Source organism: Bifidobacterium cebidarum (assembly GCF_009193305.1).
GTDB classification, from domain to species: Bacteria; Actinomycetota; Actinomycetes; order Actinomycetales; family Bifidobacteriaceae; genus Bifidobacterium; species Bifidobacterium cebidarum.
This window is the reverse complement of the sequence record NZ_WBVS01000001.1, coordinates 456,851-478,519: the sequence shown is the minus strand read 5'-3', so window position 1 is coordinate 478,519 and position 21,669 is coordinate 456,851. Positions and strand designations below refer to the sequence as shown.

At 60.8% G+C, this 21,669-nt stretch carries 25 protein-coding genes and 1 tRNA gene; 8 read left to right on the top strand and 18 right to left on the bottom strand.

The features are described 5' to 3' along the window. Nucleotides 1–10: 10 nt before the first annotated feature. The 16 genes from F7D08_RS02130 to F7D08_RS02055 form a co-directional block, all read right to left on the bottom strand. Nucleotides 11–1,498, bottom strand: a complete 1,488-nt coding sequence (locus F7D08_RS02130) for an SGNH/GDSL hydrolase family protein (RefSeq protein ID WP_193316143.1) — start codon at nucleotides 1,496–1,498, stop codon at nucleotides 11–13. Then, on the bottom strand, nucleotides 1,495–3,042 hold the full coding sequence (locus tag F7D08_RS02125) for a hypothetical protein (RefSeq protein WP_152209043.1): 1,548 nt from the start codon (nucleotides 3,040–3,042) through the stop codon (nucleotides 1,495–1,497). Before F7D08_RS02125 ends, F7D08_RS02130 begins: the two co-directional genes overlap by 4 nt. Further along, nucleotides 3,039–5,033: a tape measure protein gene (locus tag F7D08_RS02120; protein WP_152209042.1), complete on the bottom strand. Its 1,995-nt coding sequence runs from the start codon at nucleotides 5,031–5,033 to the stop codon at nucleotides 3,039–3,041. Before F7D08_RS02120 ends, F7D08_RS02125 begins: the two co-directional genes overlap by 4 nt. A 159-nt stretch (nucleotides 5,034–5,192) precedes the next feature. After that, the gene (locus F7D08_RS02115; protein ID WP_152209041.1) at nucleotides 5,193–5,456 is read right to left on the bottom strand and encodes a hypothetical protein; all 264 of its coding nucleotides are present in this window, start codon (nucleotides 5,454–5,456) and stop codon (nucleotides 5,193–5,195) included. A 1-nt stretch (nucleotide 5,457) separates the two neighbouring features. Further along, nucleotides 5,458–5,841: an HK97 gp10 family phage protein gene (locus F7D08_RS02110; protein WP_152209040.1), complete on the bottom strand. Its 384-nt coding sequence runs from the start codon at nucleotides 5,839–5,841 to the stop codon at nucleotides 5,458–5,460. Beyond that, nucleotides 5,841–6,269 (bottom strand): hypothetical protein, encoded by a 429-nt coding sequence (locus tag F7D08_RS02105; protein WP_152209039.1) that lies wholly within the window; start codon nucleotides 6,267–6,269, stop codon nucleotides 5,841–5,843. The genes F7D08_RS02110 and F7D08_RS02105 overlap by 1 nt, the downstream gene beginning before the upstream one ends. 12 nt (nucleotides 6,270–6,281) lie before the next feature. Beyond that, nucleotides 6,282–6,656 (bottom strand): hypothetical protein, encoded by a 375-nt coding sequence (locus F7D08_RS02100; RefSeq protein ID WP_152209038.1) that lies wholly within the window; start codon nucleotides 6,654–6,656, stop codon nucleotides 6,282–6,284. Then, nucleotides 6,653–6,988 (bottom strand): hypothetical protein, encoded by a 336-nt coding sequence (locus tag F7D08_RS02095; RefSeq protein WP_152209037.1) that lies wholly within the window; start codon nucleotides 6,986–6,988, stop codon nucleotides 6,653–6,655. Before F7D08_RS02095 ends, F7D08_RS02100 begins: the two co-directional genes overlap by 4 nt. A gap of 2 nt (nucleotides 6,989–6,990) precedes the next feature. After that, the gene (locus F7D08_RS02090) at nucleotides 6,991–8,586 is read right to left on the bottom strand and encodes a phage major capsid protein (protein WP_152209036.1); all 1,596 of its coding nucleotides are present in this window, start codon (nucleotides 8,584–8,586) and stop codon (nucleotides 6,991–6,993) included. Then, nucleotides 8,583–9,707: a phage portal protein gene (locus F7D08_RS02085; RefSeq protein WP_193316142.1), complete on the bottom strand. Its 1,125-nt coding sequence runs from the start codon at nucleotides 9,705–9,707 to the stop codon at nucleotides 8,583–8,585. Before F7D08_RS02085 ends, F7D08_RS02090 begins: the two co-directional genes overlap by 4 nt. Nucleotides 9,708–9,813: 106 nt before the next feature. After that, on the bottom strand, nucleotides 9,814–11,256 hold the full coding sequence (locus F7D08_RS02080; RefSeq protein WP_193316141.1) for a hypothetical protein: 1,443 nt from the start codon (nucleotides 11,254–11,256) through the stop codon (nucleotides 9,814–9,816). Further along, on the bottom strand, nucleotides 11,246–11,560 hold the full coding sequence (locus F7D08_RS02075; RefSeq protein ID WP_226803243.1) for a hypothetical protein: 315 nt from the start codon (nucleotides 11,558–11,560) through the stop codon (nucleotides 11,246–11,248). The genes F7D08_RS02080 and F7D08_RS02075 overlap by 11 nt, the downstream gene beginning before the upstream one ends. A 160-nt stretch (nucleotides 11,561–11,720) precedes the next feature. Beyond that, nucleotides 11,721–12,437, bottom strand: coding sequence for an HNH endonuclease (locus F7D08_RS02070; protein WP_152209034.1), 717 nt, complete (start codon nucleotides 12,435–12,437; stop codon nucleotides 11,721–11,723). Between the two features lie 194 nt (nucleotides 12,438–12,631). Next, the gene (locus tag F7D08_RS02065) at nucleotides 12,632–12,973 is read right to left on the bottom strand and encodes a hypothetical protein (RefSeq protein WP_152209033.1); all 342 of its coding nucleotides are present in this window, start codon (nucleotides 12,971–12,973) and stop codon (nucleotides 12,632–12,634) included. 440 nt (nucleotides 12,974–13,413) lie between these two features. Then, nucleotides 13,414–13,599 (bottom strand): hypothetical protein, encoded by a 186-nt coding sequence (locus tag F7D08_RS02060; protein ID WP_152209032.1) that lies wholly within the window; start codon nucleotides 13,597–13,599, stop codon nucleotides 13,414–13,416. 133 nt (nucleotides 13,600–13,732) lie between these two features. Beyond that, nucleotides 13,733–13,933, bottom strand: a complete 201-nt coding sequence (locus tag F7D08_RS02055; RefSeq protein ID WP_152209031.1) for a hypothetical protein — start codon at nucleotides 13,931–13,933, stop codon at nucleotides 13,733–13,735. Between the two features lie 128 nt (nucleotides 13,934–14,061). Here F7D08_RS02055 and F7D08_RS02050 point away from each other — a divergent pair, with 128 nt between their 5' ends. Beyond that, nucleotides 14,062–14,721, top strand: a complete 660-nt coding sequence (locus F7D08_RS02050) for a hypothetical protein (RefSeq protein ID WP_152209030.1) — start codon at nucleotides 14,062–14,064, stop codon at nucleotides 14,719–14,721. Nucleotides 14,722–15,033: 312 nt separating this feature from the next. Here the strand turns inward: F7D08_RS02050 and F7D08_RS02045 are convergent, their stop codons facing one another. After that, nucleotides 15,034–15,270, bottom strand: coding sequence for a helix-turn-helix domain-containing protein (locus F7D08_RS02045; protein ID WP_152209029.1), 237 nt, complete (start codon nucleotides 15,268–15,270; stop codon nucleotides 15,034–15,036). Nucleotides 15,271–15,359: 89 nt separating this feature from the next. On the opposite strand from F7D08_RS02045, the gene F7D08_RS02040 reads away from it, so the two are divergent. Further along, the gene (locus tag F7D08_RS02040; protein WP_152209104.1) at nucleotides 15,360–15,644 is read left to right on the top strand and encodes a helix-turn-helix domain-containing protein; all 285 of its coding nucleotides are present in this window, start codon (nucleotides 15,360–15,362) and stop codon (nucleotides 15,642–15,644) included. Here F7D08_RS02040 and F7D08_RS02035 read toward each other — a convergent pair. Next, nucleotides 15,601–15,677: transfer RNA gene (locus tag F7D08_RS02035), tRNA-Met, on the bottom strand. The two genes, F7D08_RS02040 and F7D08_RS02035, sit on opposite strands and share 44 nt — an antisense overlap. A gap of 195 nt (nucleotides 15,678–15,872) precedes the next feature. Between F7D08_RS02035 and F7D08_RS02030 the strand changes: the two genes are divergently transcribed. The 6 genes from F7D08_RS02030 to atpA all read left to right on the top strand — a co-directional run bounded on the left by F7D08_RS02030 (nucleotide 15,873) and on the right by atpA (nucleotide 21,669). Then, nucleotides 15,873–16,913, top strand: coding sequence for a homoserine O-succinyltransferase (locus F7D08_RS02030; RefSeq protein WP_152209028.1), 1,041 nt, complete (start codon nucleotides 15,873–15,875; stop codon nucleotides 16,911–16,913). 411 nt (nucleotides 16,914–17,324) lie between these two features. Next, nucleotides 17,325–18,134 (top strand): F0F1 ATP synthase subunit A, encoded by an 810-nt coding sequence (gene atpB, locus F7D08_RS02025; protein WP_152209027.1) that lies wholly within the window; start codon nucleotides 17,325–17,327, stop codon nucleotides 18,132–18,134. A gap of 85 nt (nucleotides 18,135–18,219) precedes the next feature. Then, nucleotides 18,220–18,450, top strand: coding sequence for an ATP synthase F0 subunit C (atpE, locus tag F7D08_RS02020; protein ID WP_033890625.1), 231 nt, complete (start codon nucleotides 18,220–18,222; stop codon nucleotides 18,448–18,450). Nucleotides 18,451–18,557: 107 nt separating this feature from the next. Continuing rightward, a complete protein-coding gene (locus F7D08_RS02015; RefSeq protein WP_152209026.1) occupies nucleotides 18,558–19,079 on the top strand; it encodes a F0F1 ATP synthase subunit B in 522 nt (173 codons plus the stop codon). Between the two features lie 46 nt (nucleotides 19,080–19,125). Continuing rightward, on the top strand, nucleotides 19,126–19,956 hold the full coding sequence (locus tag F7D08_RS02010) for a F0F1 ATP synthase subunit delta (RefSeq protein WP_152209025.1): 831 nt from the start codon (nucleotides 19,126–19,128) through the stop codon (nucleotides 19,954–19,956). Between the two features lie 84 nt (nucleotides 19,957–20,040). Further along, on the top strand, nucleotides 20,041–21,669 hold the full coding sequence (atpA, locus tag F7D08_RS02005; protein WP_100493372.1) for a F0F1 ATP synthase subunit alpha: 1,629 nt from the start codon (nucleotides 20,041–20,043) through the stop codon (nucleotides 21,667–21,669).

Here is a 21,669-nt window from a genome sequence, read left to right as displayed (position 1 = left end):
CGTCCTTTCCTTATTTCTTCATCTCGATGTCGATATATCCGTCAAGTTGGAATTCGTGGGTATTTCCGGGGATGAGGTAGACGCCTCCGGGGTTGATGGCGATTCTGATCTGTATCCACCCGTTCTCCTGCACCTCGCATTGCACGCTGCGCTGATAGCCTCGTTCGGGCATGGTCAAGGTCGCCGGACTGGCCAAGCCCACGCGGTACTCGTCCGACCATCCGACCACGCCCGTGTTGACCATGTCGATTGCACTGAGCCCGCGAACACTCTGGGTCAAACCGTTCCACCAACGGTTATGAAGACGCGGCAGATAGAACGCCGCCAATGATTCCTTGGCCATGCTGGAATCGATGGTCTTGTCGTCAAGTGGGATCGCGACGGTCACTGGCATCTGATTGATGTGCAGGCGTAACAAATGGTCGGAGGCCCAGTGGAACGAAAGCCGGTCGGCTACGTCTACGGATTCGGGCTCGCTCAGATTATGCCCGTTGATGCGACTGATGTACTTGGACAACGGGTAGAGGCTGATGGTGCCGCTGGTAACATGCGCGATCCCGTCCTCAAGCATCTGGGTGTCGTTTTTGTCCTGCAAGTAGGCGAGATAGAGGTCGGGTTGCGGCGAACCGTGCCATGCGGCCAGGAACTGGCTGGCCATGATCCTGTGGCCGCCGTATCCGGGGTGAATGTTGTCGGCCGTGTCGCTGACCGCCGCAGGAAGACCCCACATGCGCCACATGGGTATCGTCTCCACGCGCGGGTCGGCTGCGGCCGCCATCTGCAACTGACGTAAAACGTTGCTGTTCGTGTACACGCCCGTGGCCATGCTGCCATAGGCGTTGATCACTCCGGCCGTCGGCATGATTCCGCACAGGATACGCGCGTTCGGATATTCCGCAGCCAACGATTCAAACAGCTGCGTCGCGGCCGAGCGGATCATGCCGGCGTTCTCCTCTTGGTCGTTGATGCCGGCCGCCACGCACACCAACGATACCTTGGCGTGATCATACGTTAAATCCGTTTTCGCGGTCGCTAGCTGAGCGGACAACAGTTTGCCGTCCACGGCGAATCCGGCCCCTCGCACCGCGTAATTGTGCCGTTCCAAACCGAGTTCGGCGCACACAAGCGACGCCCAGCCCCGTTCGCTGTCGTCCAGCTTAAAGTTCGCCGTGATGCTATCGCCGAAAAACACCGCATGTATACGATCTTTTCCCGTATACGTTGCGAGGGATGCCACCGTAGCTGATTTGGAATCCCCGATGAGGGAGGAAACCGCGGAATCCTGCAAGGCCTGCGCCTGGCCTCCGAATTTTTCGGACTGAGCCGCCGCGTTCTCCGCCGCCTGCTGCGCGGCGGTCACCTTCGCCGTGATGGTGTCCGGCAGGTCGTCGATGTTGTCGTCGATGCTCTGGGCCATGGCCTCGAACTGCGCCGACGCGTTACGTACCAGGTCGGTGCCCTCCGGGTACTTGATTTTGTGTTTGACTGTCTGTTTCATGCCTCCAGCTCCTGTTCGGTGGTGATGATGTCTATCTGGCCCCATTCGGCCCACGTCATTTCCGGCAGCCGCTCCCACTTGCACGTCAACGGCCGCAAATCCCTCCAACGCAACGCCGCCAGGGTCGGGTCACGCGCCAGCGGGTGCAAATCCAGTTCGTTCGACCACGTGGCCTCACCGGCACGATGCCGGTAGGTAAGCGTGCCGCCGACCGGCAGCCACGCGCCGGCCGTGGCCGGTGTGCCATCACGCGCCACCAACGGCGTGTAACGGTTATGGATGAACGTCAACGGCAGACCGGGCCACGCATGGAATTGGTCGGCGTGCTCCACATCGTCCACCTTCCGTGACTCCACGCGCAACGACTGCGGACGAAGACGGGTGCTGTTCGCCAATATGACGGCAGCGCGCCGCAGCCGGTCGGAATCCGACGGCGAGTAGATGCCGGCCGTCCAATGGCCGCCGGTGTCGTCCTTCAGCACGGCGTCGGAATCCACCGAAACGCTTTTCTGCGATTCCGTGAGATTGTCCGGCACGAGACCACGATCCGAGAACGTGAGTTCGGAATCCTCGAAGCCGAACACGGACTTTTCCCCGTCCCATGTGACACGCTTGCCCTTGAGCGTGACCTGGGTAATCGGATCGGGCAACCCCAGCGTGGTCTCGTCCACCATGACCAGTTCGGCCGGAATCGTGGGCGTGACATGGCCCTGCCACGCGGTGGCAATCGTACCGTCAGGCAGCATGGCGATGATGGCCGGCGCGCCAGGCAAGCCCACCGTCATGCTTCCGGGCGTCGCGCGCCCGCGTTCGCATGTTTCGTATACCAGCGGCCAGTCGGGAGAACCGGAAGCGAGATTGCGCACGAGCGTGATCAGATCGGGATGAGAGTCGTCCCCATAGGGCGCCAATGACGGCGGTAGGTGACGGCGAAGCCACTCTAGCGCGTCGGCCGTGAACGGCACGCCCAGCATGGTCAACCGTGATTGCAGCACGTCCAGACGCTCCACAGGGTCCACCGGCCAGTGATGGCCAGCGAGAGTCCCCGACTGTTCCGGTCCCTGCGTGGCCTGACGCTGCGTGAGCACACTCATGCCAGACGCGTACAGGCTCACGAGCCAATCGCCGCGCTTGCGCTGCGTGACCTCGCCACCCACGGTGACACGCCCATAGAATACGGATTCAAGACCAGTATCAGGCACGGACGGAATCGTGGATGGCTTCAGGTCCTCCAGCTCCGCCCATGAAACACTCGCGGCCACCTGCTGCCACTGGCCGGCGATATCGAACCGTTGCCAGGCTACGGCATCCGTCTTCTGCACCCACACCTTGGCGCCGGCCAGATACAGCACGTCGCCGGCCAGCGAACCGGTGCGGTCTCGGATGGTGAACCTCAGCACCGGAGCGTCGGGCTGCGAGTCGATGGAATCCGTGCCCCAATCGATAGACAAAGACTCAAGCGCGGCCTGGTCCTTATCATGCGGGGTCAGGCACTCCCAGCCATTGCCACGGTCGAGGTAGAGCAATGCTAGGCGGCCGCTCATGAGAGTGTCCCCTTATATGTTTTGATGTATTTGACTATTTCCTTGCCTATCTCGTATTTGTCGCCCACGCCGGTCTGCACCGTGATGTTGTAAGTGTCGCCTACCGTCTGTGTCCCGGTTGCGGTCGGTGTTTCGAAGGCGAGCCGTCCCATGCCGGTGTTGATGCGTTTGACGGCGCGGCGAACGTCGGTGTCGAAGCCCGAGTCCATGCCTGCGGCGAGGCCCTTCATGATGAGCCGGCCGTTTTTCACGAGCAGTTTCTTGTCGTAGCTGGCCGGGCCTTTGTGCTCCGCGATCCAGTCGGCGATGCCTCCCACGAAGTCGGTCACGCCGTTCCAGGCGCTTTTCAGGCCGTTCAGGAAACCGTTGATTATGGACGAGCCGGCGTTCCATAAAAGGCTTCCGACGTTGCCGATGGCTCCAAGGATGCGGCCAGGCAGACCGGAGAACCAGCTGACCACGTTGTTCCATGTGTCCGTGGCCCCCTGTGCCGCGTTGCTGAAGAACTCGCGTATGCGGCCGGGCAGCGCCTGGAAGAAGCCGATGATGTTGTTTACGCAGGTGCCGAGCCAGTTGGTGAAGCTCGACCATATCCGCCGGCCGGTCTCGGTCTGGGTGAAGAAGTAGACAAGCGCGGCCACCAATGCGGCTATGGCGGTGATGACGAGCATGATGGGATTGGCGTTCATCACGAGGTTGAACGCGGTCTGTACTCCGGTGGCGATCCGGGTCGCGGTCTGCCATACGGCTATCGCGGTCTGCCATGCCTGATAGGCGGCCACGGCTCCGCCGATGCCGACCACGAGAGCGCCGAGCCATTGGCTGTTCTGCTGCAACCATGTGCCGGCCGTCTGGAGCGTGTCGGAGATGAAGCCGAGCATATCCCCGAACGTCTGCGAGGCCGTGGCCCCGGCGTCCAGATTGTTGGTCAATCCGAGCGAGTCGGTGGCGAACTGGATCACGGGGCCCAATACCGCACCGATGCCCTGCGTGAGGGAGTCGAACCCCGTCTTGAGCGAATCGGCCCGTGACTTTACCGCGTCGAACACTCCCACGGCGGTGTCCCTTAGCGTGAAGAGGAAATCCACCACCGGCGAGTCCTCGGTGACGTTGAACGCCTGCGCGAACTCGCTGGTGAAGTCCCCGTCCCGGACGAACGAGATAACGCCCTTGATGGCCGTGGTGGCCTTGCCGGAGAACTCGGTGACCTTTTCGGCGGCCGTGCCCATCGCCGATGTGATGGTGGGCTTCAGCAGGTCGAAGGCATCCGTGAGACCGCCGGTCACGGCGGCCTCCAGATTGCCCATCGCGCCTTCCATGGTCTGCGTGCTGGTGGCGGCCTGTCTGGCCACGTCGGTCATGCCGAGCTGGAGCAGCGCCTGGTTGAACTCTTCGGCGGTTATCTCGCCGTTCGCCATGGCGTCGCGGAAGTTGCCGGTATAGGCTCCTGCCTTGCGCATGGCTTCCTGGAGCTTGCCGCTGGCGCCCGGTATCGCGTCGGTGAGCTGGTTCCAGTTCTCCGTGGTGAGTTTGCCCGCGCCGGCGGTCTGGGTGAGCATCATGGCCACGCTCTTGAACGTCTCCGCATTACCGCCCGCCACCGCGTTGAGGTTGCCGGCGGCCTGGGTCAGGCCGGTATAGTCGCCGATGCCGTTGGCCGCGAGCTGGGCGGTGGTGTTCTGTACGGTGGAAAGGTCGTAAACGGTTTCGTCGGCGTATTTGCGCGCCGCCTTGGACGCCTTGTCGATTGCGGTGGTGTCGAAGCCGGCGAAGCTCATCGTGTTCTTGAACTTGTCGGTCGAATCGCTCATGGCCATCACGTCCGACGTGAAGCCCTTGAGCGTGTCCCAGAGAGCGCTCACGCCCTTGAGGGCCGCGCCGCCCATGAACGAGCCGAACGCGGCGGCCTTGCCCGTCACCCTGGAGAGCGCCTTCACGGCGTCGTCCGAGTTGCCGGTGATGCGTACCGACATGATCGCGCTCTTAGCCATGGTCCACCTCCTCCATGCGTTCCATTTCCTCCATGAGCAGTTCGATGCCCGTTCCCCAGTCGAGTTCGCTGGCCTTCTGCCGCCATTCCCACGGGGTGCCGCCGAACCGGGCGGCGAGGATCAGCGAGAGACGGCCCAGCGAACCGTCGTCCCACGCCTCTATTCGGTAGGGTTTCCCGGCGTCTCCACCTCGATTTCATCCACGGCGTCGAGCCATTTCTCATAGGGAATCTGCGTGTTGCCCGCGTACCGCTGCGCGAGATACGCCATGTAGTAGGACTGCCGAAGCTTGCTGCCTTCGCCCGGCGTCCAGCCTTCCTTCTGCGCGTGCTCCTCCATGCCGGTGACGACTCGGGGAGAGATCGGCGCCTCTTCCGTATGGCCGTCCGTATAGGTGACCTTCGCGGTCGGTCGTTTGCTCATGTCATGCTCCTTGCACTTGGTTCAATGTCTTCCTGATGAATTGCTCGTAAAGCCGTGTCCATTCGGGTTCGGTGGCGGCCACTGCGTCGTTCACGAACGTTCTCGGTCTGATGTGCCGTTTGGGCCACCCGTAATTGATAACGCCCGCGTAAGGCACGGACTTGCGGCCGGCGCGCACAACGCCGGCCTTCTGCGTGGCTCCCGCGCGGATGCTGGCGGCGAGTTTCCCGCTCTTGCCGTGCGGCGCACGGCTCCGGACGGCCGGGGCCGCGAGGTCGGCGGCCTGACGGTTCACCGATTTGAGTTCCTTCATGTCGGCGCCGGCCTTGCGCATCGTGGCCACGAATCGTTTCTGCCCGACCACGTACAGGGCCCGGTCGGCCATCAGGCTCCCTCGGCGGCCGTCGTGTATGCGGAGGCCTTCACGTTGGTGGCGGCAAACTCGAAGTCCTTCTTGTTGCGGGTCTTCACATCGCCGCCGAACGCGATGGGCGCGATGGTCACGTCCAGGTCCAATTGGAGCGAGCCCTTGGTGTTCGGGATGAACTTGGCGTGCTTCAGTTCGCCGGCGTGGTCCAGGCAATACACCTGGGCGCCGGTCATGGAATAGTCTTCGCCGATGCTGCCGGAAAGCTTCCATGATGTGGTCAGCGCGCCGCCTTCCTCGTGTCCGTCGAGGAAGTTGTCAGGATCCTCGCTGGAGTTGTCCGGCGCAAGCTCCACGCTCGTGCAGTCCACATCGAGCTTGTATGCGTCCGCGTCGGCCCCGATGACGAGGCTTCCGGGGCCAAGGGTGCGAATCTTGTCGGCCATTCTTGTTCCTTTCTATAGGTCCGATGGGTTGATGGTCAGCTGGTAGGCGGAGAGGTCCCCCACGCCGGAGAGCGTGAAGGTGACGGCCCTCGCCTGGATGACGCACAGGTCGGTTCCTGCGATGAGGTCGAGCGCCTTGCCGATGGTTTCGAGGCTTCTGGCCTGGGTGGCCATGGTTCCGGCGATGAGGTCCACACGCCATGTGGTCTCGGGGTCGTTGCCCCATGTCGGATAGTCGATGTCCGGCCATTCGATGAGCACGGCGATGCGGTCGGCCTGAGGCCTGGCCTTCTGCGCGTCGTCGGTGACGACGGCCGCCATGCCGCCCAGGGTCTCCCGCAGTCTCATTGCGAGACGGTCGCGTTGTTCCACGATCAGGCTGCTCATGCGATCACCATTCCCCCGGTGGGCACGCCGGCGGCGTTGAGTTTCTGCCAGACGCTGCGCAGCGGGTCGCTGGATATCCTGAACGGTTCCAGGGTGCCGTCCGCCACGTTCATCACGCCCAGGCGCGCGTCCCTCATGTTGTACAGGTCGGCGGCGCACGCGGCCACGCAATCCGCACGCACCGTATCCGACACCGTGTAGCCGCCTATCGCTCCCGTCACGTAAGCCATGGCGGATGCGATGGCGCGTCTGATGCGCTCTTCGTCACCGGCTGGCACGCCGATTTCATCGCGGACCGCCGCCTCGTAGTCGGACCAATCGGGTTCGGCCATGATCACGCACCCGCGTTGGCCGCGAACTTGACGGGGATCAGGCCCAGAGGCTGCGTGGCGGCCACGGCGAGATAGCCATAGACCGAATAGTTCTCGGTGAGTTTGGTCGGGTCGCCGTCGCTCAGCTGGGTGGGGCCACCCGACTCCCATACGGTGACGGCTTCGGGGTCGATGAAGCAGGCGGTTCCGGTCGGGGCCTTCGGCAGCATCTGCACGGGGACTCGCAGGAAGCGGCCGGCGATGCCGGTAAGGTCGAAGCTGCCGATGGTGTCGCTGCCGTCGCCGGAAAGGTCGAAGAAGCGGCTGCCGGTGTCCTTCAGTTTGATGAGAGCGGCCATCACGTCCTTGCTGACGCCCAAGCGGGTGAGGTTGACGTTGCGATCGTCGGCGAGTTCGGCGGCGTCCATGATGAGCGCGGCCCACTGGTCGATGGTCATAGCGGCCAGGGCGGCGGGCGCGTCGATCTTGTTCGCTCCGGTGGTGGCGTCGCGCTGGGTGGCGATGGTGTCGTACAGGTAGGTGCGCACGGCGGTTTCGGTTGCCTTCGCATACGCGTTGCGCAGCGCGGCCAGGGCGGTGTTGAGCATTGGCGTGGTGCTGCGTTCGATGGTCTGACGGCTCAGCGTGGTGTAGCCGCCGTAAGTGTCGATGCCGACGCTCTTGGTGCCGAACGTGACCTTGCCGAACGGCAGCGCGTCACCTTCCTTCGCCTGCTTGCCGGTGGTCGTGGTGTCGGTGGCCACCACGTTGTACTCCATGGTCATGCCCTTGGCCGGCAGCGTGTCATGGGTCAGGAGGTTCGTGACCTTGCGGCGCATCTGGATCAGTCGCAGGTCGTCCGCGATCCAGGTGGACGTGTTGCCGGTGTCGCCGGTGACGATCAGGTCGCGGCATTCGTGCATGAGGTTCACGGCGGCTTCCTCACCTCGGTAGAGGGCCTGGAGGTAATCGCCGGCTGTACGGTATTCCGCGCCCAGCGGCTTCGGTTTCTCCGGCGCGCCGGCGTGGGCCAGCGCGGCCTTCATGCTGCGCTGCTCGTCCTTGATGCCGTTCAGCAGTTCTTCCAGTTCCTTGTCCATTCGGGTTTCCTCGCTTTCCTTCGATGGATCGTGTTTTTCGATTTCCGGGGTGTTCGTTTCGGCGGCGCTGCGTTGGCCGGTGATTTTCGCCGCCTCATAGGCGGGCCAGCTGACCACGCTTGTTTCCAACAGGCGGACACGCTTGCGGTGGGTGATGCCCTGCTTGTCGGTTTCGTCCTGCACTGGGATGAAGCCGACAGACAGGGAGTCGAGAGCGCCGTCTCGAAGGAGGGCCACCACGTCGCGGCCTCGCTGCGTGTCCGAGATTCTGGCGGTGATGTGCAGACCGTCGTCGCGGCTTTCCGCTCCCGTGATGCGGCCGATGAGTTCGCCGTGCTGGTAGCAGAGCTTGGCGTTGTCCACGTCATCGAAACGGCAGTCGGGGTCGAAGGTCTCGGCTCCCTCCCAGGTGTCGATGATGCTGCCGAAGGGCACGGCGATGCCTTCCAATGTGCGGCCGTCGCCTTCCTCAGCAGCACGTAGGCATATGCCTTTGAATCCGATTTCATGACGGTTCACTGGTTCACCTCTTCCGGTTGCGGCGCGTTGATGAGCGGGGGCAGGGCCTCGCGTGCGCGCACCTCGTTGATTTCCATCCACCCTGATTCGAGGGCGGTCTTGTATGCGTTGAAACGGTCGCTCATGTCGGCGCGGCGACTTGAATCCCAGTCGAACGCGGCCGTTCTCCCGCGCGGCAGCAGCCGGTTGAACAGTTCCTCTATCTCGCCCGCGTAGGCGGCCAGCGTGTAGTCGGCGAACTCAATCCAGCTTTGCTCGATGTTCGAATAGGTGAGATTGCTGCCATCGACTGCGGCGAGCATGATGGACGCGGGAATGCCCAACAGTCGCGCGATCTGCGTGGTGTCGAACTTCTGGGTTTCCAAAAACTGCAAGTCGGCCGGCTTCATGTCCAGCGGCACGTATTTCAGCTTGCTGCCCAGCACCTTGATGTCGCCCGCGGTTCCGGTGGCCTTCCATGCCTCTTTCGCGTTCCTGGCGATGTTGGGCGTCACCTTGTCCTCGGTGGACAGGTAGCCCTTGAGGTTGCTGGAATCGGTGTAGAAGCGGGCCTTGTAGTCCCGCGCCTGCTGCGCGCTTTCGACTTCCTCGCGTGCCGCGCTGATGGGGCCGAGGCCTCGCAGTCGACCGGGCACGTTTAAAAACTTGCAGTGCACGATCTGGTCGGCCGTGTAGTCCACACCGAGATACGAGTAACGGAGCTTCGGCGCTGCTGGGTCCTTGCCGTCGTCCGAGACGGTCACGAGCGAGGGCGGCAGCACCTCGCAGGTCACGACTTCGCCGGTGTATCGCACGAGTCGAACGAAAGCGTTGCCGTCCAATACCATGCTGGCCACCATGTCGGCGAGGAAGTCGCGGCGGCTTCGGTTCACGTCGGGTTGGAGGATCAGCGAGCTCACGGTGTCGAGCTTCAACCCGCCGCGCATCTCGTGGATCGGCAGACCGGTTATCGCGGTCTGCAACACCTGCACTCCGCGGAACACGGTGGACAGGCTCAACGGGTCGCACACCGGCTCACGACTGGGCGGCCTGACTCCATCGGGCATATCATCCGCATCACTGCGGGTCAGGATACGCCCGGCGAGCTTCATACGATCCCAGAGACTCAGACGGTTGTTCATGCCGCCGATTATGCGAGTCTGATTCGGTTTCCGTCCACCACCGTGCCGCCAAGTACCGCCAAGTACCGCCAAGTACCGCCAAGTACCGCCAAGTACCGCCAAACGGTCAGTAGATTTGCAGGGGTCCGGAGTCTTCGGGACGGTGCACGGCGCCCCACGCGGCCAACATGCATGATTCAAGCGGCGAGGTCAGGCCCGTGCTTCCGCGTCTGGTTATGCGCCATGCGTCGCCCGACCATGTGCGTGCGCTCATGGCCACGCTCATGTCAAGTTCCCCGTCGATGGCATGGAGCACGGTATGATTCTGCAATCCGCTCACATAGGACTGGCCTACGGTCAGGTAGTCGCCGGCGCTCATCTCCACGAAACGGATGAGTGGATCGCCGTAACTGTCGGTGAGTTGGGTGAGTCGGTCGTACAGGTCGCCGTTGGGCCCCTTCGAGTCCATGACCAGCGGGGCCGCGTAGTCGGTGCACAGTCTGGTGATTTCCTCCGGGGCGTCGCCGGTGCCTGGCATGGTCTTCAGCAATTGCGTGGTTATGGTGCCGTCAGGGTTGACGATGCCGACGCTGACGCTGGTGGTGGTGGCGTCCACGTCCACGGCGGCGGCGAACACGAGCGGCCGGCCGTTGATGTCCTCCACCCTCACCGGTGCGGTCGCGCTCGACTCCCACAGGTCTGGGTCTATCACCCTGTCGGAAACACCCATGTCGCGCCGGTTGCCGAACGCTCGCGCCCAGCCGGCCGTGTTGTCGCCGAAGCTTTCCCGGAAGTCCCGCAACTGGGGCTTGTACCACAGATAACCGGCCGCAGGATGATAGCGCATGACCACATCGAGGTCCTCGGGGTCCGCGTCGGAGGGAATGCCGAAATCGAACCAGCAGGTGCGTTGCGGTACGTCACCGGAGCGCAGCCCGTCCAGCAGCGGGTTGAAATACGTAGATTCTGAATTGCCCTCGGTCGAGGTTATCCACCGTTGCGCCGTGATGCCGGTGTGTTTCAGCCGGGTGTTCATGGTCGGAATGATGGCGTCCATGATGGTGTCGCCGGCCTCCTTCGTCAAGGAGAAGGCCTCATCGATGGTCACCTTGTCCATCTGCTTGCCGTGACCGGCCACCTTCGTCATGGCCATGGGCGTTATCGTGCTGCCGTTCGTGAAGGTCACGTTCATGCCGCCGTTGCTGAACCTGAACTTGTCTATCTTCTGGTTCAGACGCGTGCCCTGGATAAGTTCGGCGTATTCCTTGAAGTGATCCTCCGCATCCTTGCCTGTCTGCGCCGCGTAGGCAATGCGCCGGCGTCGGCCAAGTGAAGCGTTGAACGTGTCGGACGCGTCCACGAGAGCGGATTTGCCGCACTGGCGGGGAGTGGATATCACCACGGTGTCGTAGAAGAACGTTCCGGTCTCCGGGTCGATTTCACAGGCCACGTCGGCCACGTGCCGCTGCCATGGAATCAGCGGCGTGCCCATCATCCTGGCGATGCCGGCCAGACGCCAGCCCAGGGTCTCCCGTTCCTGGTTCCGTTCCGTGCCACCCCTAATCAGCATCGGACGGCTCCCCGCTCCACGCCGCCTCCACGTCCTCGTCGGCCATCTGCTCGGTTGGGAACATATCGCGTATCTTCCACAAGGCATCGATGTACTGCGCCATGTTCCTTGAAATCTCGCGGCCTCGGGAGTTCTGCCGGTCGATGTTCTCGCCCAGGGAAAGCAGCGACTGGCACAGGCCGTCAAGCACCGGGTCATATTCCGGGTGCGATGCCCCTAGATAATCGACTATGCGGCGCGCGGCCTTTTCCTGGCGTCCGATATCACGACCGGTGTCCTCATCGAATCCTTCCAGCATCATCATTATTTGCCCCTCATCGCAATAAAGTGATATATTCTCATTCCGAAGGTGAATGGTCGGGAATCCTTGGTTTTCCAAGGTTTTCCGACTTTTTTATTCCGAACTGGGGGGAGAAAAAACTGGGCGCGGGGTATCGGTCGGGCCGTATCGCTTAAAAAAGCGGCTACCACACCGGCCGGCTCGGCGACTCGTCCGCCACCGCACGCAATCCAAGGGCCGCGAGCCTCGCACGCCGCGCCTGCTGCCTCGCATCGATGAGCGCCTGCGAGAGATGCAGCCCATACCATTGACGTACCAGCTTGCGTTCCTCGATGTTCGCGGCCCTGCCGAACGCTTCCGCGAAGCCGGGGTCCACCACACGAACGTCATAGTCCAACGCCAGCCATTCATCCAACATGCGTGGATGTCGCCTGCTGCTGGGCATGACACGCACCAGCCATACATCGATGGGCGCGCCGCACGTGGCGAACTGTCTGTAAGCGCCGCTCCACGCCATGCCCACGGCCTTGCCCACCGCGCTGCTACGTCGCTCCACGCCCATCGACTCGGCCAGGCGGGAAGCGCACACCACCGGGTCGTCCTGGCTTCGACGAGCCTCGATGTACTCCAAAGCATCGGACTCGCAGCAGGGCGGCACGAGCACCACATGCAGCCTGGCGCCGTACCCGTACAGCACGCGATCCTGACGGCTTGAGTTGCAGTGCTTGCACGCACGGCGGATATTCGCCACGGTATCCCTGCCGCCATGCGAATACGGCACGATATGGTCGTCCTCCGCCCCAACCTGCGTGCATCCCGGCAATCCAAGCCAACAGGTATTGCCATACGTCTCAATGACCTCGGTACGCACACGAGGATCAATGACATGCCTTCTTGCCACCTACCTCACCTTCCCCTTCCGCGTCCTCACCCACAGGTCAAGATCGGCTAGCTCGTACATGCACGGACTATTGACCGCATCGCCGGCCTTGAACCAAGTGGGACCAGTGCCATCGCACCTCATGCGCTCCAACTGCCGCTTGCTCATGCCCACATACATCGCCGCCTGAGCGGTGGTCAGCTTCGCACGTGGATTCATGCCCTTCCCACCCATGCCTTCAACGACGCCAGCAGGTCCGCACGGTCGAACACCTGTTCGCCAGCTCTGCGGGTCGGACGATTCAAAACTCCCTCGCTGATCAGCTGCTGCAACAAATGGTCCCCGGTAGGATCGGCGGCCGGCGCCACCTTGCCCAACCTCAACAGCAAGCACACCATGGAACGACTGACCGAATCCGTGCCAGTGGTATCGTGCTCCAACCTCCCCAGATTCCACTTCACCGCGTTCCTGATGTCCCTTTTCCGCTGTTCCCTGTTCTGCGGCACCTGACGTTTCGCACGCTTGCGAGTCGGCCTGTAATCAACTGCGTAACCCATCCTGCTTGACCTCGATTCCGTGATTGACTGAATAATTGAAATTGATGTTTCATGAACCTTCGGGTGGAGAGGGCTCAGAGCGGGGAACCCAAGCACGCGAAACAAGAAAGCGCAAGGCTCCATCGTTTCGCATGGGGGTTCGCCAATGCTTCGTAACGGAGCCGGGACGTCGCATCAGGTCAGCGGCACGAAGGCCGCGCGGAAGGTCTCGAAGCAAGCCCCCGACAAGGGTCAAAGACGCCAGTTCCGCCCGAACACGCCGACCTGCAACGATCTGTAAACCCGCATACGACCCCCGCCGCGTGGTAACCACGCCCCCACAGGGCGTGTGTTTGTAACGCGCTGGGCAAGGCGCGGCCGGGTACTTTCGACGCGCTAGGGCCCACCGACTGTCGCAACCCATCACAGCGCATGAAATTATCGAAAAAGCAGAAACGAACTCACTCGCGCAACCGCTTGCGCACCATCGCGTCGTTCGCCAAAGCATCATTGATCGACGCACGCAACAACTCGACCTGCGTCGAAGTCAGCACCATACGCGCGCTCACATCGCCCGAATCACACCGAAGCGAGAAAATGCCCGGATACTGCGGCATGTTCTCCACCCACACACGACTCGTCACCATTCCACCTTCAACCTCACAGGACCCCTACCATCCCACGCGATCCACGACGCCAGTTTCGCCAGCAACGTCGCAACGAACATCAACCCGAACGCCAACAAGCCGAACGGAGCAGCCAGCACGACCCTAAGAATCCTCACGGCTTCGTCTCCCGCCTGCTCGAATCCGGCGTGTGGAAACCGAGCTGGCGCTGGGCAAGACGCAACTCGTCAATCCACTGCTGTAGATCCTCGGCCGAGACCAGTCGCGAATACGCGCTGCCGTCATCACCGACGACGCACACCACGACCTCGTCCTTATGTCGGTCATGCACGATCACACTGATCTGAGCACTCATAACACCACCTCCATTAGCGCATCTGCTTTGCAAGCAGAGGGATTATTACGGTTAAGGTCCTTCCTCCATCGGCGTAGGCTGTCAATCGCAACAAAACCAACCAACGACAACAAGGGAAGGAAGAATCAATGGGCGTGGACCTTACGCAAATAACGTTTCTCGGACTCACTGCGCAAACATGGATAACCGTCGGCATAGCCGTCTTCGGGCTCATGGTTTCGCTGTTGACGTTCGCGCGCGGTTGGAGATGGAGAGCCGAAGCCGCGCCGCTCTTCGCCATGCTCGACGGCGACAAGCTCCTGTGGCCGGATTTCAGCAAGGCCGGCATCGACCCGCCGGTCATCGGATACCTTGCGAACTGCGGCGACGGCAGAGCCTTCAACGTCAAAGTGATCGGCGTGAACTGCGATGCCGGACTATGGGACTGCCGGCAAATCGGCGAAACAGTTCTAGGCAAGCAGAGCGAGTGGATCATGAACGACTGCGGCAGATTGCCGGAGCTGACCGGCGAGACCATGCGGTTCTTCATCACGATCACACCCCCGAGGAATCCCCGCCCGGAACAGTCGGGCGATCTGACGAAGCTAGAAATTGGAGTGCATTGGGTATCTTCTCCAACGCGTCTCCGCCGGTGTCGATATACGCAGTTCCCGATCTGGGGCATAGAACCAATGAAGTGCGGACCCTTTGAACGCCTGCGTAGGCGGTATAGGGACATGATGGGTCATCGCAGGTTCCATGCTCTCGACAGAAAACGGGCTTCAGAACAGAAAAAGCTCCTGAGTTAGGAACGATCCGATACGTCCCGTCCGAGAACATCTCAAAAGCGTCATCGGAATCGACCACGCCGTCGGAATCCTTGCGACGGTTCCAATCATCCTTGATCTGCGGATTAAAGCCGAACCGTGTGCAGGTCTCCCACTTGTCAACGATCCCGTGGTCGTAGGGGAGCCCCACATGCTTGCGTGAGGACTCCAAAGCGTAACGGCTACGCTCCACGGCCCCGTCGGCCTCGTTCCCTGCCACACGGGACCGGTGAAGCGCGATGCAGGAAACGACCAAGGACGAAAAAGAAACACCCAACGAAACGAAGCCAAACATCACGCCACCTCCAATGGCTTGAGGCCAAGAAGACCGTCACTGGGGACGCCAAGCCAATAGGCGAGACTGGCAATTTCCTCAGCTCTGAACTTGATCTTGCCGGTTATCTTGTTTGACAAGGTTGCTTCAGAGATGCCAAGAACTCCGGCTGCGTCCTTCTGTGTATAGCCGTGCGCCACAAGTTGGGTTTTGATTCTCAACCCAAGATTAGGCATTTGCAAATCTGTTTCGCACATAGCCAACGTTTATACACGATTACTCTTGAATTTGCAAATTCCTAATTGTAAAGTTGAAACCAAATTTATATATTGCTAATCTAGTTCACATGACTACAGTAATGGCCTCGCCGGCGTTAAAGGCTCGGGAACAAGGCGTAAGCCTTCAGGATCGTGTCACGTATAACGTGAAAGTTCTCATTGCTATTCGGCAGACTTCACAAAAGGATTTAGCGCAGGCTATGGGGATTGCTGCCCCGACTTTGTCGCAGAAGTTCAGCGGTCGCACCCGTTGGAACATGGATGATATAGAAAAAGCCTCAGGTTTCTTCAATGTGAAACCTGAGGCGTTGGTAGCGGGGCATGGATTTGAACCATGGACCTCTGGGTTATGAGCCCAGCGAGCTACCGAGCTGCTCCACCCCGCGTCGGCTTGTCTTTCAGACAGCTCTATCTACAATACTGTGGAATCGAATAATGTCAACATGGCTGTCTTGGTCGGCGTGTCGTGCTGGGGCCGAACGATGTGGGCATAACCGGTCATAAGCGGAATCTATGTGGCCTGCAGTGCAAATCGACGCATGCAAGGTGCGACATATCCGCTTCGCGGCCATAATGAGAACATGCCTATCAAGATTCCCAGTGGCCTGCCGGCCCGTGACATCCTCGATTCGGAGCGTATTTTCGCCCTCGAGAAGCCTGAAGCTGAGCGTCAGCGTGTGCGCCCGCTCAAACTGGTGATTCTGAACCTGATGCCCAAGAAGATCGAGACCGAAACGCAGTTGCTTCGCCTCATCTCCAAAAGCCCGCTGCAGGTCGAGGTGGATTTCATGAAGACCTCCACCCATGAGGCCACGCATGTCTCCGCTGACCATCTGGTGAAGTTCTATGAGACGCTGGATGCATTCAAAGACAATTATTACGACGGCTTCGTGGTGACCGGTGCCCCGGTGGAGCATCTGCCGTTCGAGGAAGTGGACTACTGGGAGGAATTCAAGACCATTCTCGACTGGGCCTCCACCCATGTGTTCTCCACCATGTATCTGTGCTGGGGTGCGATGGGCGCACTGTATTACCGCTACGGTGTGCGCAAAGTGGATTATCCGCAGAAGATCTTCGGCGTCTTCCCGCAATATCTGCAGGATGAGTATTGCTTCCTGACCAACGGCTTCGATGAGATCGCCCTGCAGCCGCATTCGCGTCTGGCCGGTGTGAACGAGGCTGATCTGGAGTTGAAGAAGCAGGAGCTGCAGGTGCTGACCTGGGGCCCTCAGTCCGGCCCGGGGCTGGTGGCCACGCGCGACTTCTCCGAAGTGTTCGCGCTGGGACATTGGGAGTATGGCAAGTACACGCTTGCTGAGGAATATGAGCGCGATATGGCCAAGGGGCTTACCAACGTGCCGTTCCCGAAGAACTACTTCCCTCATGATGACCCGTCGCTGGAGCCGTTGTTCAGCTGGCGCGCCCACGGCAATCTGTTGTGGCGCAACTGGCTGAACTGGGTGTATCAGACCACGCCATATGATTTGACCGAGGTGCCGGAGCTGCGCAAGGAGAAGAAGCTCGGCACCGATCGTTCGATTCGCCATCTGCCGGGAGGTCCGCGCAAGGATGACTTTGAGCCGTTCCTGCATGACGGCTATGGCGTGATTCATCAAAACTGATTTGCCGCTTCCGTTGCTCTATGGCAATGCAACGGTGCGCCATGTGCTGCTGTCCGCACATCGGACAGCAGCATTTTCATTATGTGGACGTTGTAATGAGCAAAATGCACCACATTCGATGTGTCCGTCTAATAGATAAGACATATTGATAAACAAACGATAACAATGCGATAAACCTACAGCGCAGTAGGGGTTGCACAAGACACGCCAAGGATTTTCAGCCATGTTGACATTGTCCCAACTCAGGCCAATAATCACCTTTCAGTCATTCGGAGTCGAATGCCGCAGCGTCGACTCCAGTCCACGCCCGGCGAGCCCCGAGGCGAGGAGCAGAAGTAACGAATACGTCACATTCGGCCACCTCGCTGGTCTAAACTGACACCTGACATTGAAGAAGCAGGAGGCGTGAGAATGAACGAAGCCCTTTTGAACGGGTTAGCTTTGGCCGCGGACGGTCCGAAATTCCCGACCGTTAACGACTTCCTTCTTCCGCAGATCATCTTCCCCGGAACTCCGTTCGCCATGAACCGCATCATCATGGTGCGCATCATCGCCACGGTAATCATGCTGATTATCCTCGGCATCTCCGCCGCACGAGCCAAGCTGATTCCCGGCCGCTGGCAGGGAGCTGTGGAATGGGTCATCGAGTTCGTGCGTGACCAGATCGTCTATCAGGTGATGGGCAAGGAGCGCGGCCAGCGCTACCTGCCGATGATCACCACCATGTTCTTCACCATTCTGGTGTTCAACCTGTGCGGCATCATCCCCGGCTTCAACATCGCAGCCACCGCCACCATCACCATGCCGTTGGTCTTCGCCGGCTGGTGCTTCTGCCAGTACTGGATCGCCGGCATCCGCGAGAAGGGCCTCGGCTCCTTCCTGAAGGACGAGCTCTTCCCGAAGGGCGTGCCCGCTCCGATCTACATCCTGCTCACCCCGATTCAGATCCTTGAGCTGCTGGTGATTCGCCCGGTCTCCCTGACCCTGCGACTCTTCGCCAACATGGTCTCCGGCCACATCACCGTCGGTGTGTGCCTTGCCGCCACCCAGTGGTTCCTCATCGAAATCCCGAACAAGCTGTGGTCCATCCTCGGCGTCGGCACACTTGCCGCAGGCCTGATCATGACCCTGTTCGAGATTCTGGTCGCTGCGCTGCAAGCCTTCATCTTCGCCATGCTGACCACCGCATACATCAACATGAGCTACCCGGAAACCGAGTGATTCAAGGGCGTCGCCCCCATCACCGGTACATCAAGATTTTCAAGATTTCCTTCGTTACAGAAGAAAAACCAGAAAGGAAAAACCCATGGATATCATCACCCTCGCTGAGGTCGCTGGTAATCTCAACGCAATCGGTTACGGCCTTGCCGCCATCGGCCCTGGCATCGGTCTGGGCATCCTGATCGGCAAGACCATCGAAGGTACCGCTCGTCAGCCTGAGCTCGGCGGCCGTCTGCAGACCCTGATGTTCCTGGGCCTGGCATTCGTCGAGATTCTGGCCCTCCTCGGACTGGTGGCCGGCTTCATCTTCCAGTGATCGCCGTCGTTACCCGCCGCACGACCGCACGATGCGCATGCATGGCAGCCGACCGGTGGTAACGAAGCAATCGCAAACGGAAATGAAGCTATGAAAGGAGAACGACAATGACTTTAGCGGAAGAGAACGGCATCAACCTGTTCATCCCCGAGGTCTACGACATCGTGTGGTCGCTGGTTATTCTGGCCGTCATCGCGGTGTTCTTCTACAAGTTCTTCATGCCGAAGTTCCAGGCCATTTTCGATGAGCGTACCGCCAAGATTGAAGGCGGCATCGCCAAGGCTGAACAGGCTCAGAAGGAAGCTGCCGAAGCCAAGGCCAAGTATGAGAGCCAGCTGAGCAACGCCCGCGTGGAAGCCGCCAAGATTCGCGACGACGCTCGCGCCGAGGCATCGCATATCGTTGCCGATGCCCGCGCCCGTGCCGAAGCCGATGCCGCTCAGATTACCGCCAACGCTCAGCGTTCGCTGGAATCCCAGCAGCAGCAGGCCATGGTCTCGCTCAAGGGCGAGGTCGGCGCTCTGGCCACCGCTCTGGCCGGCAAGATTCTTGGTGCCAAGCTTCAGGACAGCGATGTGCAGTCCTCGATGATTGACTCCATGATCGCGGACCTGGACGCCAAGAAGTGACCGTGAACATCGTCAGGAACATCCGTAACCAGAAAGGGAGGTGACCATGCGAGGAGAGGCATCTCGTATTGCAGACCGCGAGTCGCGTGATTCGCTGGCCCCGAAGCTGCGTGACACCCGTGAGGATGCATGGCGAATCGGCAATGAACTGTTCAAGATCACCAGTGTGCTGGACCACAATATCGCGTTGGAACGTGCACTGACTGATCCCTCCCGCCCGGTCTCAGACAAGGTTGCGGTGCTGAACGAACTGTTCAAGGGCGAGGCCCACCCGATGACGATGGAGATCATGACCGATCTGGTCGCTCGTCGTTGGAGCCGCGCTCGTGATATCGCCAACGCGGTCGAAGACTTCGGCGTGGACGCCATGATGTACTACGCCGACGCCACCGACGCTACGTTGCAGGTGTCCATTGAGCTCTCCCGGCTGCATTCGGCACTGCTGACCCTGCCGGTCGTGCGCGCCAAGCTGTACGACGATCAGGCTTCCAGCGATGCTCGTGTGAAGCTCTTCCGCGAAATCTTCGACGGCAAGGGCCTGAACAAGATCACGATGAGGCTCGCCGAGCACGCCACCTGCAATCTGCGTCGCCGCCGCTATCTGGAGACCATCCAGTGGTTGATCAACAAGTTCTCGCGCCATATGGGTGAGTCGATGGTCACGGTGACCACCGCGACCCCGTTGAAGCTTGAACAGGTCGAACGCCTGACCAAGGTCTATTCGGCCAAGGCCGGACGCCCGGTGCACATCAACTCCGTGGTCGATCCGAGCGTGCTGGGCGGCATGCGCATCCAGGTGGGCGATGAGGTCACGGACAACACCGTGGTGGCCCAGCTGCAGCACCTCAACCGTACCGTGAAAGCGGGCAGCAACTGAGCGATTGGAGTGCATACAGCACCTGTCGCACAGCGGAACACAAGCAAAGACTTGACTGAACAATAACCAATAGAAGGAGTGATCATGGCAGAACTGACCATCGATCCCGCCTCGATTCGCAAGGCCTTGGACGATTTCGTGTCGTCCTACCAGCCGAGCGACACCCCCACCCAAGAAGTGGGATATGTCGCCACGGCAGGCGATGGCATTGCCCACGTGACGGGGTTGCCTGGTTGCATGGCCAATGAGCTGCTGACGTTCGAAGACGGCACGCTCGGCCTGGCGTTCAACCTTGACGCCCGTGAAATCGGCGTGGTTATCCTCGGCGATTTCGCTGGAATTGAGGAAGGCCAGGAAGTGCGCCGTACCGGCGAAGTGCTCTCCGTGCCTGTCGGCGACGGCTACCTCGGCCGCGTCGTGGACCCGCTGGGCAAGCCGATCGACGGCCTCGGCGAGATCAAGAGCGAAGGCCGACGCATCCTCGAAGCCCAGGCTCCGGACGTGATGCACCGCCACCCGGTCGACGAACCGCTGTCCACCGGCCTCAAGGCCATCGACGCGATGACCCCGATCGGCCGCGGCCAGCGCCAGCTCATTATCGGCGACCGCCAGACCGGTAAGACCGCCATCGCGATCGATACCATCATCAACCAGAAGGCCAACTGGGAATCCGGCGACCCGAAGAAGCAGGTGCGCTGCATCTACGTGGCTGTGGGCCAGAAGGGCTCCACCATCGCCTCGGTGAAGCAGAGCCTGGAAGACGCCGGCGCCATGGAGTACACCACCATCGTGGCCTCCCCGGCTTCCGATTCCGCAGGCTTCAAGTACATTGCCCCGTACACCGGCTCCGCCATCGGACAGCACTGGATGTACAACGGCAAGCACGTGCTCATCGTCTTCGACGATCTGTCGAAGCAGGCTGAAGCCTATCGTTCGATTTCCCTGCTGCTTCGTCGTCCGCCGGGGCGTGAAGCCTACCCGGGTGATGTGTTCTACCTGCACTCCCGTCTGCTCGAACGCTGCGCCAAGGTCTCCGATGACCTCGGTGGCGGCTCGATGACGGGTCTGCCGATCGTCGAGACCAAGGCAAACGATGTGTCTGCCTACATCCCGACCAACGTGATCTCCATCACCGACGGTCAGATCTTCCTGCAGTCCGACCTGTTCAACGCCAACCAGCGTCCTGCTGTGGACGTCGGTATCTCCGTCTCCCGAGTCGGTGGCGCCGCACAGACCAAGGCACTGAAGAAGGTCTCCGGCACGCTGAAGATCTCCCTGGCGCAGTACCGCTCGCTGGAATCCTTCGCCATGTTCGCCTCCGATCTGGATGCGGCATCCAAGGCCCAGCTGACCCGTGGTGCTCACCTGACCGAGCTGTTGAAGCAGCCGCAGTTCCACCCGTACTCGATGGAACAGGAAGTCGTCTCCGTGTGGACCGGTACCCACGGCAAGCTCGACGATCTCGAGCTGGCGGACGTGCTTCCGTTCGAGCAGGGGCTGCTGGACTACCTCGACCACAACACCGATATCCTCAAGACCATCCGCGAGACCGAGGACTTCACCGCCGACACCGAGGCTGCCCTCGCCAAGGCTGTGGATGCCTTCCGTGCCACCTTCGTGACCTCCAGCGGCAAGCCGCTGATCGACAAGAAGCCTGACACCTCCAAGGCCGCTCCGGTCGAGCAGGAAAAGATCGTGGCGGGAGAGAAGTAA